At 40.1% G+C, this 13,240-nt stretch carries 11 protein-coding genes; 8 read left to right on the forward strand and 3 right to left on the reverse strand.

Translation table 11 applies throughout. The features are described from left to right. Positions 1-68: 68 nt before the first annotated feature. Both ACE1ET_RS11100 and ACE1ET_RS11105 read left to right on the forward strand, forming a co-directional pair. Positions 69-1,367 carry a phenylacetate--CoA ligase family protein gene (locus ACE1ET_RS11100; RefSeq protein ID WP_375728475.1) on the forward strand — a complete coding sequence of 433 codons (1,299 nt, stop codon included), beginning with the start codon at positions 69-71 and terminating at the stop codon, positions 1,365-1,367. A 50-nt stretch (positions 1,368-1,417) separates the two neighbouring features. Further along, positions 1,418-1,843 (forward strand): acetolactate synthase, encoded by a 426-nt coding sequence (locus ACE1ET_RS11105; protein WP_375728476.1) that lies wholly within the window; start codon positions 1,418-1,420, stop codon positions 1,841-1,843. Between the two features lie 6 nt (positions 1,844-1,849). Here the strand turns inward: ACE1ET_RS11105 and ACE1ET_RS11110 are convergent, their stop codons facing one another. Together ACE1ET_RS11110 and ACE1ET_RS11115 are read right to left on the reverse strand one after the other, a co-directional pair. Beyond that, on the reverse strand, positions 1,850-3,100 hold the full coding sequence (locus tag ACE1ET_RS11110) for a sugar MFS transporter (protein ID WP_375728477.1): 1,251 nt from the start codon (positions 3,098-3,100) through the stop codon (positions 1,850-1,852). Between the two features lie 462 nt (positions 3,101-3,562). Further along, positions 3,563-5,107: an amidase gene (locus ACE1ET_RS11115; protein WP_375728478.1), complete on the reverse strand. Its 1,545-nt coding sequence runs from the start codon at positions 5,105-5,107 to the stop codon at positions 3,563-3,565. Positions 5,108-5,427: 320 nt separating this feature from the next. Between ACE1ET_RS11115 and ACE1ET_RS11120 the strand changes: the two genes are divergently transcribed. The 6 genes from ACE1ET_RS11120 to ACE1ET_RS11145 all read left to right on the forward strand — a co-directional run bounded on the left by ACE1ET_RS11120 (position 5,428) and on the right by ACE1ET_RS11145 (position 11,977). Next, positions 5,428-6,588 carry an acyl-CoA dehydrogenase family protein gene (locus ACE1ET_RS11120; RefSeq protein ID WP_375728479.1) on the forward strand — a complete coding sequence of 387 codons (1,161 nt, stop codon included), beginning with the start codon at positions 5,428-5,430 and terminating at the stop codon, positions 6,586-6,588. Positions 6,589-6,636: 48 nt separating this feature from the next. Next, complete coding sequence (locus ACE1ET_RS11125; RefSeq protein WP_375728480.1) at positions 6,637-7,638, forward strand: beta/alpha barrel domain-containing protein; 1,002 nt, start codon at positions 6,637-6,639, stop codon at positions 7,636-7,638. 18 nt (positions 7,639-7,656) lie between these two features. Then, a complete protein-coding gene (locus ACE1ET_RS11130; protein WP_375728481.1) occupies positions 7,657-8,952 on the forward strand; it encodes a hydroxymethylglutaryl-CoA reductase in 1,296 nt (431 codons plus the stop codon). A 2-nt stretch (positions 8,953-8,954) separates the two neighbouring features. Continuing rightward, positions 8,955-9,884, forward strand: coding sequence for a GYDIA family GHMP kinase (locus ACE1ET_RS11135; RefSeq protein WP_375728482.1), 930 nt, complete (start codon positions 8,955-8,957; stop codon positions 9,882-9,884). Then, positions 9,881-10,933, forward strand: coding sequence for a diphosphomevalonate decarboxylase (locus ACE1ET_RS11140; RefSeq protein ID WP_375728483.1), 1,053 nt, complete (start codon positions 9,881-9,883; stop codon positions 10,931-10,933). Before ACE1ET_RS11135 ends, ACE1ET_RS11140 begins: the two co-directional genes overlap by 4 nt. Before the next feature lie 129 nt (positions 10,934-11,062). Further along, entirely contained in the window at positions 11,063-11,977 is a 915-nt protein-coding gene (locus tag ACE1ET_RS11145; RefSeq protein ID WP_375728484.1) for a GHMP family kinase ATP-binding protein, read from the forward strand. A gap of 3 nt (positions 11,978-11,980) precedes the next feature. Here ACE1ET_RS11145 and ACE1ET_RS11150 read toward each other — a convergent pair whose 3' ends face one another. Continuing rightward, on the reverse strand, positions 11,981-13,060 hold the full coding sequence (locus tag ACE1ET_RS11150; protein WP_375728485.1) for a formylglycine-generating enzyme family protein: 1,080 nt from the start codon (positions 13,058-13,060) through the stop codon (positions 11,981-11,983). Positions 13,061-13,240: the final 180 nt, after the last annotated feature.

The raw sequence follows: 13,240 nt of genomic DNA on the forward strand, positions 1-13,240 counted from the left end.
TTAAGAAGCCGTTTATTTTATAGTTTTATACGTTCCAAAACAATTTACTATACTCAAATTAATCTCACATGATCTGGAATGAAACGTTTGAATGCATGGACCGTGAATCAATGCGAATTGTTCAGGGGAAGCGACTCCATGATATGATTGAAAGAGTTTACCACAATTCTCCTTTCTACAGAAAAAAACTTCAGGAACTGAACCTGACACCGGACGATATTAAATCAGTTGAAGATTTACACAGACTTCCGTTTACATTAAAAACCGATTTGCGCGATAATTATCCTTTTGGTATGTTCAGCGTTCCAATGAGCGAGATAGTCAGGGTGCATGCTTCTTCAGGAACCACGGGAAAACCAACGGTTGTTGGTTACACCAGAAAGGATATTGGTACATGGAGCGAAGTGATGGCACGAACTTTTTCCGGAGCAGGTGTGGTAAAGAGCGACTTCATACAGATAGCATATGGATACGGTCTTTTTACAGGAGGCCTGGGAGCACATTATGGTGCTGAAAAAATAGGTGCTTCCGTTATTCCAATTTCGGGTGGTAATACAGATAAACAGCTTCAGTTGATGGAAGATTTCGGCACAAATGTTATCGCCTGTACACCATCCTATGCACTTTTTCTGGCAGAAGCGATCAAAGAAAAAAAGATCGATCGCAAGAAACTGAATTTACGGGTAGGTGTTTTTGGTGCGGAACCCTGGACCGAAACCATGCGCCGTGAAATAGAACAAAAACTGGAGATAAAAGCCATTGATATTTATGGCCTCAGTGAAATAATAGGTCCTGGTGTATCTTTTGAATGTGAGCATCAATGCGGGTTGCACATTAACGAAGATCATTTTATCCCTGAGATCATTGATCCGGTTACACTAAAACCTCTCCCGGAAGGACATGAAGGCGAGCTGGTATTTACAACCATTACCAAGGAAGGTTTGCCTTTGATCCGCTACAGGACACGGGATTTAACGTCATTGAATTTTGAAACGTGTAAATGTGGCAGAACCCTGGTTAGAATGAAAAAATGTACCGGTCGCTCAGATGATATGCTGATCATCAGGGGAGTAAACGTATTTCCGTCACAAATTGAAAGTGTATTGCTTGAAATGAGCGAAACAGAGCCGCATTATCAGCTTATTGTTGAACGTGAGGGAACGCTGGACACGCTGACGGTATTGGTGGAAGTTCAGGAACAGTTTTTCTCTGATGAGATCCGTGTACTGCAGGATTTGAGCAAAAAAATCAGGCATAACATTCAGTCAACACTTGGCATTTCCGTTAATGTAAAGCTGGTGGAGCCAAAAACAATTGAGCGTACTGCCGGGAAATCAAAACGCGTGATTGATAACAGAAAATTATGATTGAGACACAAGACTCAAGACACAACAGAATAAAAACATAACATACTATCATGATAGCGAAACAACTTTCAGTTTTTTTAGAAAATAAAACCGGCCGGTTGACTGAGGTAGCTCAGTTTCTTGGCGATGCAGGAATCAATATGTCGGCATATACATTGGCCGATACCTCTGATTTTGGAATCCTTAGAATGATTGTTTCCGACCCTAAGGAAGCATATAATGTGCTTAAGGCTGCGGGATTTACCGTGAAGATCTCTGAGGTAATAGGTTTATGTTGTCCCAATGAACCGGGAGCTCTTGCAAAAGCACTTCAGATTATCTCCAGAGAAGGGTTAGAGATTGAATATCTGTATGCATTTTCAGTAAATGAAAGTGCTCATGTTATATTAAAGCCTGATAATATTAAACAGTGTATTAAAGTTTTGCAGTCTCATAAACTGGAATTGATTGCAGCAAGCGACCTTTATAAACTGTGAATAAATTCATCCCCGGATTTTATATCCTTTGATAGCATAATACAGGATAAACAGGTATGACGGAACCAGTATCCAGTATGCTACCTGTGAATTGTAAAGGTCGAAAAGTTTTCCCCATAACAATGGTAGAAGGGCACCGCCAAGAATAGCCATTATCAGCATAGCAGAACCAGTATTAGTATGTTTACCTAAACCGTTAAGTGCCAGAGGCCATATTGCTGGCCAGACCATTGCATTCGAAAGTCCAAGTAAGGCAATAAAGACTACTGAAATTTCACCTTTTAGGAGTATCGCTGCCAGGGAAAACAAGATTCCTGATATGGCTGATATTTTAAGTATTCCCTGTTGACTGATGTATTTAGGAACGGTAATGATTCCAATGATATAACCGATTGTCATAAACACCATGGTTGCAGATGTAAATGTTTTAGCCAGGTTCATGCTGATTCCCATCGCATTCCCATGACGCACAATTGTGTCACCGGCAATGACTTCAACACCAACATAAAAGAACAGTGCTATAACGCCGAGAATAAGATTAGGATAGCTAAAAACAGTTTTATGTGAGTCTTTTTTAGCCGATACCGTTTCATTTTTGTCGGGTTCAATTTGTGGTAAAGGCGATAATTTCACGCCAATTCCCATGGCAATAAGAGCGATTGTCATCACTATGTATGGTCCAATAACACGCCTGGCCAGAGCATTTAATGTAATAATTCTTTCGTCAGCTCCCATTAACTCCAGACTATTGGTCAGAGTATCAACATCATTCAGAATGTAATAGGCCAGAATGAGAGGTGCAATGGCTCCGGCAAGCTTATTGCAGATTCCCATAATGCTGATGCGTTTTGCTGCACTTTCGATAGGACCTAAAATAGTGACGTATGGATTGGCCGCTGTTTGCAACAATGCAAGTCCGGTTCCCATGATAAATAAGCCAGATAAAAAAACCGAATAAGTTCTCGATAAAGCAGCAGGAACAAACAATATTGTTCCAAATGACATCACAAACAGTCCGATCATCATCCCGTTTTTGTATCCTGTTCGTTTTAGTATCCATGCCGATGGCAGAGCCATAAAGAAATAAGAAATGTAAAACATAAAAGCAACGAACATGGCTTCAAAATTGGTGAGTTCACAGGATATTTGCAGGTATGGAATCAGGATACTGTTTAACCATGTAACAAAACCAAATATAAAAAAAAGTGCACCTATGATTATGATAGGAGGAAACTTACTGCGTGTGGTTGTTTGCATAAACTGTGCTTTATGAGGCAGTCTAAGAAGACAAATAAAAATATTATGAACTTATAAATTGAAAGTTATTCTTCTTTATACCCCTCCAAACCTCCCCTAAAGTGGGAGGCTTTAACTCCCCTTTCCGCGTGTCGCTGAAGCTTTAGCGGAGGCTCAAGGGGATTTAGGGGTGATTTATAAAAAGCTACTTACAATCCATAAGTAAAATTTTTTCAAATATTACTTTTTGGACAGCCTCAATTTCATTTCAAATATAATCAACTGAAATGAATAAACGAGGGCAGATCTGTTACTGTTCGTTGTGTTGCAATAATTTTTAGATTTCTCACTCCGTTCGAAATGACACTAACATTTTTCCTTCGCGGATGCAGCAAGTACTAATATAATTAAAGATTTGGTTAGCATCCGCGTAATATCTCTGGACGATTGTCACTTCGGGCGTAGCGAGAAGTCCCAATCCGATTAATTTAAAAATTTTGGTGCTTTGCGGTGTTTGGTTTCCTGTTCGTAAGCATATGCAATTTCAATCAGTATTGGTTCACTCCATGCCCTGCCGAAAATCGAAATGCCAACGGGGAGTTCATTTACAAATCCCATGGGAAGTGTGATATTGGGATATCCGGCCATGGCAGCAGGAGATGAACTTGAAAGTACAAAGCTGTCTCCGTTTTCAAGGTCAGTGCGCCATGCCGGGGATCCGGTAGGAGCAATAATCGCATCCAGATCATATTCATCCATTAGTTTGTCAATACCGCCTGTTGTTACCATCTCTTTCATTTTCATTAAAGCCTTCTGATATTCGGGTGAAGTTAAATCTCCTTTTTCTTCAGCAATTTCAAGTATTTTCTGATCGAAATATTTAAGTTCAACAGAATCAGAATTATTAAAGGCTATTATTTCTGAAAGCGATTTTACAGGTGCTGCTTCACCAAGAGCAGCTAGATACTTGTTAATGCCATCTTTAAATTCATACAACAAAACATCAAATGAATAATCCGAGGCTAACGTATCATATACCGAATGAATGTCTGTTACAAATTCAGCACCGCCGGATTTCATATCTTTTATTGCCAGTCTCATAAGGGAATCTACCTCAGGTAGTATGCCAATCGGGCCTGTATACACGGCTATTCTTTTCCCTTTAAGTCCCTTTGGATTGAGATATTGTGAATAATCTTTTTCACGCATACCTTTACTCATAAATGTTTTGCTATCGGTAGAATCGATACCTGTTAGTGATCCAAGACAGATGGCTGCATCGGTTACGGTTCTTGCCATAGGACCCGGAGTATCCTGCGTGAAAGATATAGGAATAATTCCCGATCTGCTTATCAATCCCACAGTTGGCTTGATCCCAACTATTCCGTTTGCACCGGAAGGACAGACAATGGATCCGTTGGTCTCTGTGCCAATGGCCACCATGCACAGATTAGCTGAAACAGCAACTCCTGAACCGGAACTTGATCCGCAAGGATTTTGGGTCAATACATATGGATTTTTTGTTTGACCGCCTACGCCGCTCCAGCCACTGGACGAATTGAATGATCTGAAATTGGCCCACTCACTTAAGTTCGTTTTACCCAGGATTACAGCACCGGCTTCACGCAGTTTAGCTGCTACCCAACTGTCTTTTGTCGGATAGGATCCCAGTAAAGCCCTTGAACCACCTGTGGTTTCCATCATGTCATGCGTATCGATATTGTCCTTTAGTAAAACTGGAATCCCATGAAGTGGCCCTCTTGAATGTCCGTTTTTGAGTTCTTCATCCAGTGTTGCAGCAATTTCAACCGCATCAGGATTAATCATTATGACCGAATGCAATTCAGGTCCGTCCCAGTCGATGGTCTTGATACGCTCAATATAATATGCTACTACTTCAGAAACGCTTCTAGTACCTTCTTTATAACATTCTTGTAGCTCCGGAATTGTAATTTCTTCTATTGCAGCACATTGTTCTTTTGGTTTGTTTTTGCATGCGAAACCGATCAAAACTAAGACCGTTAGCATTAAATGGACTAAATTCTTTCGGGTCATAACGGAAAAATGAGAGATTAATATTTAGGTTCAAATTACAACAAAATTTTTAATCGTGCAGAGTGTCATACTTTGGAATTATAGATTGAAACATGGGATAGCCTATAAATTCATGCACTTGTTTAACATTTATTGACATTTTTTAATGTAATCTACACATTCACTATATGATCATAAAAAAATCATCAGGATTAAACATAAGACTGTTCAATGATGTTTGTTAAGCGTCACACCTTATTTAGAACAACAAAAACGGTACGACATTGTTATAGTTTAGAATAAATAAAAACTGAATGGATAGTATTAACAGACATCCGTTAATTACGGACGATCACAGAAACTACAGAGAAAAAATACGCACGTTTGCTGAAAAGGAGATTAAGGGTATTGCACGACAGCTGGATAAGGAAAACCGCTTTTCTGTTGAATTAACTAAAAAGATGGGAAAGTTGGGTTTGCTGGGTATTCAGATTCCTAAGGTTTATGGAGGACAGGAACTTGATACGTTGTCATATATAATTGCTGTTGAGGAACTTGCACGTATTGACGGTTCTCAGGCTGCTACCATTGCGGCTCATAATTCACTTGGCTTATATCCAATTTATAAATATGGCACTGATGCACAAAAGGAAAAGTACCTGCCAAAACTTTCATCAGGAGATCAGTTATGGGCTTTCGGTATAACAGAACCGACAGCAGGTTCTGATGCTCAGGGCGTTAAAACCAAAGCAGAATTGCAGGGTGATAAATGGTTGATCAACGGTTCAAAAATATTCATTACCAATTCCGCATCAGACATGTCCGCGGGTGTAACAATTCAGGCTGTAACAGGTGAAAAGAATGGCAAGCCGGAATTATCAGCAATTCTGGTTGATAAGGATACCAAAGGCTTTACCCGCGGTTTTATATCAGGTAAACTCATGTGGCGTGCCGCTGACACCGGAAGATTATTCTTTCAGAACAGTATTGTGCCCAAAGAAAATCTGCTTGGGGAAAAGGGACAGGGTGCAAGAATCATGCTGGAAACATTGGATGGCGGTAGGTTATCTATAGCAGCAATGGGGCTTGGACTGGCACAGGGAGCTTACGAAATGGCAAAAGAATATGCGTTGAACCGTAACCAGTTTGGCCGTCCGATATCTAAATTTCAGACGGTGGCATTTAAGCTGGCCGATATGAATAAAAAAATTGAACTGGCCCGGAATACTTTGTATAACGCTTGTTGGTTAAAGGATCAGGGTGAACCATTTGGAAGAGAGGCCGCGATATCCAAACTATATTGTTCTGAAATTGCTAAAGAAGTGGCAGATGAGGCAGTTCAGATATTTGGTGCTTATGGATTAACAGATGAAAACGATATAGAACGTTTTTACCGTGATCAGCGTATCCTTCAGATTGGTGAGGGTACCTCGGAAATATTAAAGCTGGTAATTTCGCGCCACATAGGTATTTAATGCGTATATTGGCATTTAATTTTTAAACAAAAAGACCCCGGATAGTACATGAAGAAGCGGAAAACAGAACACCTGAATCTGGCATTTCAGTCGCGAACTGACGTGTCGGAAATTGATAACCGCTTTATATATGAACCGATGTTTAGCGGACATCCTAAGAATAATATTCCTGAAACAGTTTTGGCTGGTAAAAAACAACGAGTGCCAATCTGGGTTTCGAGTATGACGGGTGGAACTGATTATGCCGGGCATATAAACCGAAATCTGGCGAGGGCCTGTGGTGAATTCGGAATGGGGATGGGGCTAGGTTCCTGCCGTGTGTTACTTGAAGAAGGCAAATACCTAAGTCACTTCGACCTCCGGAAGTATTTGGGTAATGATGTGCCGTTTTTTGCAAATCTTGGCATTAGTCAGATTGAGAAAGCTATAAAAAATAATACGGTTGATGATATTGCTGCAATGGTTGAAAAAATCAGGGCAGACGGACTCATCATTCATATAAATCCAATTCAGGAATGGTTACAACCTGAGGGTGATGCAATTGAAGTTCCGCCTATTGAAACGGTTCAGGCGTTTATTGAGAAGAGTGGTATCCCTGTTATTGTAAAGGAGGTAGGTCAGGGAATGGGCTACGAAAGTTTAAAAGCACTTCTGAAGCTTCCGCTGGTTGCGGTAGAGTTTGGTGCATTCGGAGGTACAAATTTTGCGCAGATAGAATTGGAACGTAGCACCCCGGAACGTAAAAAATTGTATGAGCCACTGGCTTATATCGGCAATGATGCCTATAAAATGTTAGATTATGCTAATTCCATAATGTTATCGGAGAACGATCTTAAATGTGAAAACCTTATTGTTTCGGGAGGATTAAAGAATTATTTAGACGGATATTATTTTCTGCAAAAATCAAAGTTTAAGACGGTTTATGGCCATGCTTCCGCTTTTCTGGAATATGCAAGGGAAGAATATGAATTATTAAGGGATTTTGTTGAAAGCCAGATTAAGGGCCTGCAGATAGCATATGCTTACTTAAAGCTTAACAAAGAGTATTAAACCTGAAAAACAACCCCAATGTTTAAAGGATTTTCAAGGTTATCGAAAGACGAAAAACGGCAAATTCTTATCAGGGAAGGATTAATTTCTGAGAACGAATTAACTGAATTAATAAAGGCTGAACATTCACAGGTTGAATTCCGCAAAAGGCTGGAAGGTTTCAGCGAAAATGTTCTGTCATCCTATCATCTGCCTTTCAGTGTTGCTCCCAATTTCTTAATAAACGGATCACTTTTTATGGTTCCCATGGTTACTGAAGAAAGTTCTGTTGTTGCTGCTGCTGCAGCTGCTGCAGGGTTCTGGGCTCAACATGGAGGCTTTCACTGCGTAGTGAAAAATACGGTTAAAGTTGGACAGGTATTTTTTGAGTGGGAAGGCGAACCTGATCAGTTACACAAAGTTTTGTCTGAGCTTACAGCTGTATTGAATGAAGCTGCAAAGCCGATTACTGAAAACATGGAAAAGCGTGGCGGTGGAATTACAGGCTATTCGCTGGTTCATCATGTGGCGGTTTCTGAAGCGTGTTTTGAACTGCACGTTGAGTTTGAGACCGCAGATTCTATGGGGGCGAACTTCATTAACTCCTGCCTGGAAATTATGGCCACAGAAATACCGGAATTTATCGGTCAGCATTTTCCGGATCAACCGGAAGCAGAAATTATTATGGCTATTCTTTCGAACCATACTCCCGAATGTACGGTGGAATGTTATGTTGAAGCACCGTTTGAGGCATTGGGTAAATTTGATACGAATGGTGACGGGAAACATTTTGCGGTTAGGTTCAAAAAGGCAGTGGATATTGCATTGAATGATACGTCGAGAGCCGTAACGCATAATAAGGGAATTTATAACGGTATCTCAGCTGTTTTGCTGGCTACGGGAAACGATTTTCGGGCTGTGGAAGCCGCGGGTCATGCGTTTGCGGTCAAAAACGGTAAATATGTTTCATTGTCCGGGGTGACCCTGACAGATAATTCATTTCGCTTATCACTGGAAGTTCCGTTGGCTGTGGGAACGGTTGGCGGTTTAACCAGATTACATCCATTGGCGGCATCGGCGCTGAAAATGCTAAAAGAACCTGATGCTAAAACGTTGATGATGGTGATTGCTGCAGCAGGCCTGGCGTCCAATTTTTCTGCGGTAAAGGCATTAACAACCAGCGGTATTCAGCATGGTCATATGAAAATGCACCTGGTGAACATTTTAAACCAGATGGGGGCCACCAGCGAACAAGTTGAGGAAGCGCAACGTTTTTTTAAAGATAAGACGGTTTCTGTAAGTGCTGTTCGTTCATTTTTAACAAAAAACAATTAACTATGGAGGAAGATATTTACACTGCTTATTCAAGAGGTAAATTAATGCTGGCAGGTGAGTACATGGTGCTTGCCGGTTCAAAATCCCTTTCCGTACCTTTAAATTTCGGTCAAAAGCTAACCATTAGTTATAATGCTGACGGACCACACGAAGTATTGTGGAAAACATTTGAAGGGGAATCACAACCCATTGAATTTAATTTTCCCATTGAAGATATTGATCAGCAAAGATACAAACCCGAAGGCGAACGTGGATATCTGCTACGCTTATTACGTTCAGCACGAAAAATTAATAAGGAATTTCTTTCTGAAAAAGGACTTTATGTTGCCGAATCTGTTTTAGATAGCGGATTGAAACCTGGTTTTGGTCAGAGTTCTTCTCTGATTTCCAATATTGCATATTGGGCTAATGTGGATGTTTACCGCTTGAACCGGCTTATGAGCAAAGGATCAGGATACGACCTTGCTACAGCCAGGGTCGAATCTGCCATCACTTATTTAAAAAAGTGTCCTGAACCGGATATTGAACAGGTAATTATAGCACCTGAAATAATTGATACATTATTTTTGATTCATTTAAATAAAAAGGAGAACAGCGAGAAATCAATTTCATTATATTTGAAATTGTTGATGACAAAGAAAAAAGCAGTTGCTTCCATGAATGCCATTATTGATAAGATGGTGGTTGCAAAATCAGTTTCTGAATATGGAAAATTGATGGAAGAGCACGATAAGCTTCTTTCGGGTGTATTAAGAAGAAAGACTGTTAAGGACTTGTATTTCAGGGATTTTAAAGGTTGGATGAAATCTTCTGGAGCGTGGGGAGGCGACTATATTCTGGCATTAACAGGGGAGGATGAGAAATCGGTAAAAGCATATTTTACCGAAAAAGGATTTAAACAAGTAATAAAGCTAAATGAATTGATGGTATGAGTTCATCACAAACGTGGAAAAAAGTAGCTTGGCGTAGTCCGTCGAATATAGCATTAATAAAATACTGGGGAAAATACGGGAGACAACTACCGCGGAATCCGTCTATTAGTATGACGTTGAAAAACTGTTATACTGAAACGGAAATGGAATACAGATTTGGGAATGTTTCAAACGGACCTGTTCTGGATTTTAGGTTTCAGGGGAAACACGATGAGATATTTGCAGCCCGGATAATGCATTATCTGGATGATATCAGTAATGAAAAACCGTTTCTGAAAAATCTGGAGATGAAAGTGAGCTCATCCAATAGTTTTCCGCATTCTGCTGGTGTGGCCTCATCAGCATCCTCGATGAGCGCTTTTGTGTTATGCTTGTTGGTTGCAGAGAATGAAATAATGGGTATTGAGAAGGATGAGGAGGATTTTCTAAAAGAAGCGTCTTCATTCAGCCGTCTTGCATCAGGGAGCGCAGCCCGTTCATTGTACGGTGGTTTTGTTATTTGGGGAGAATCGGCTTTTATACCTCATTCGTCATCAAAGTATGCATTACCGGTAACAGAGGTTGCACCCGTATTTCAAACGTACAGGGACGCTGTGATGATTGTATCAAGCAAAAAGAAAACGATGGCGAGTACTCGCGGACATAAGTTAATGGAAGATCACCCTTTTGCCCAGGAACGGTACGGTCAGGCACGGGTAAATTTATCCCGGATGATAGAAATACTTAGAAATGGAGACCAGATGGGGTTTGCTGAACTTTTAGAACATGAGGCTTTGACTTTACATTCCCTAATGATGTCATCCATTCCGGGCTATATTGAAATAAAAGCCAATACCATAAATATTATTGACCGGATAAGGGAATACCGGGAGAAAAGTGGTGTGCCATTGGCATTTACACTTGATGCTGGCCCCAATGTCCATATATTATATCCTGAAGAGGACAAGGAAGAAGTAATCTATTTCATAAAACATCAGTTGAAGGATTTGTGCGAAAACAAAAAATGGATTGACGATGAAATGGGGACCGGACCGGAAAGACTGATATAAGACACAAGAATCAGGATAAAGGACATTAGATTGACGATTCACGAATACGAAAAGGATGTTATAAGGTATGTATAACTAACATATTACTTACAACTTATTACTTACAACTTACTACTAATTGACTAAATCATGAACTACGCCAAACTGTTGCTTTTTGGAGAATATACAGTGCTTAATGGTGGAGACTGCATTGAGTTACCGTATAAAAGGTATAGCGGTGTGTTAACTCTGGAAGAACCTGCTGAAGGAGAGGAACAGATGGCACGATGGTCTAACAGACAATTGCTTGAGTTTTATCATCACTTATTAAAAACCGTAAATACAAAAGCTTATTCCCTTTCGTTTGACATCGAACAAATGGCAACGGACATGTCGCGTGGTCTTTGGTTCAAAAGTGATATTCCGGGACAATCAGGCTTTGGAAGTTCCGGTGCTCTGGTTGCTACAATTGTAAACCGTTACGGAATAAATGTATTGGCAGAGAGTACAGAAAATCTACAACGGCTTTTTGCTGCACTTGAAAATAATTTTCATGGCAACAGTTCAGGAATGGATCCCTTAGTCTCTTTCCTTTGTGTTCCGGTTGCAAAAATCAAAAATGAATTACATTTTGCTAATTTGCAACAACAATTAACGGATGAGATTAAACTGTTTCTTGTACAGGCAAAGCAGGAAAATAATACAAGGGCGCTAATCCAAACCTTTAAAAAAAGGATGGCAGATCCCGGGTTTAAAAAGAGTTATTCAGAAAACCTGGTGCCGTTAACTAACCGGATGATTAGTTTGATTTTAAATCGCGATAATACGGATTGGTTTAAATATTTGAAAGAATTATCTCAGCAACAGAAAGCGTTCTACTCCGATATTATTCCGGAAAATTTACAAGGTATGATGGATTCAGATCTGTTTCATCTTAAACTTCTTGGATCCGGTGGGGGATATATGTTAGGTTTTACCCGTGATTATAAAGAGACTGTAAATTTTTTTAATACAGCCAATATTCCTCTTATCAGGATCAGACATTCAGATCTTATCGTGGAATAAGTTTTACATCACATCTTTTACACATCGAAAACCGATATGAGGAGCGCTTGTATCGGGAGTGGATTTCATCCGTGCTGCTGCTCTGTATCCTGAACAATATACATCATTGCACAAAAATGATCCGCCCCGAATCACTTTCTTATGGGCATAGGGCTCATTCGGATCAAAACTTGTTTCCGGCCCCTGAGGGTTATCTGCCACAGAGCTTAAGTCAAATGTGGAATAGTAACTATTGTTGTACCAATCGTTGCACCATTCCCAAACATTTCCGGCCATATCGTATAATCCAAAATTATTAGGTTTGAACTGCATTACCGGTGCAGTGTAATAATAGCCGTCAGCTTCGGTATTGAGATACGGAAACTTTCCTTCCCAACTGTTGGCTTTAGGGCTACCCGAATTAACAGATTCATTTCCCCATGGATAGATATAGTCATCGTTTCCACCCCGTGCGGCATATTCCCATTCGGCTTCAGTTGGTAAACGTTTACCTGCCCATTCAGCGTAAGCGTTTGCATCTTCCCAACTTACATGTACAACGGGCTGATCCATTTTATCTTCTATTGAGCTTTCTTTCCCTAGAGGATGTCTCCAATCGGTTCCGTTAGTCCATTTCCACCATATCATTGGATTATCAAGGGGAACTGCTTTTTCTGACGGATTAAACATCAGTGAACCCGGCTGTAACATTTCATCAGGAGGTTTTGGTGTTCCCTTTGGTAGCTCTTTTTTCAGTTCATCCCAGTTTACGGCTTTTTCTGCAGTAGTGATGTAGCCGGTTGCCTCAACAAAAGCTGAAAATTGGCGGTTGGTCACTTCATGTTGATCCATTAAAAATGCATTAACTTTTACCTTATGAACCGGAAATTCATCGGATCTGGCAAACTGTTTTTCCCTTCCTCCCATGTTAAATTCTCCTGACGGAATCAGAACCATGTCATCAGGCACCTGAATTTCATCTTGTTTTCCATCTTTATCCTGTATTACCGTGTTATCAGAGGTGTTGTTTCCCTTTTGTACCATCAACTGAAACCTTGATTCTGTTGAAGGGGAAATACAGACTTCAGCTGAATCTGAGTTCATATTTGATCCGTTATTTTGAACCGGTTTGTTTTTGCAGGAGAATATTATGAAAGTGGTCAGAAAAATGAATGAAATTCGCATATATACATTGTTGTTACTGTCAAAAGAACTCGTTTCAGACGATAAAGGTTCATTGTCTGATAAAAAACTTTAGCAGGTCGTAATATCCAAATTTAACTA

Source organism: Quyinboa mangrovi (assembly GCF_042219825.1).
Taxonomy (GTDB): domain Bacteria; phylum Bacteroidota; class Bacteroidia; order Bacteroidales; family UBA5342; genus JBHJHP01.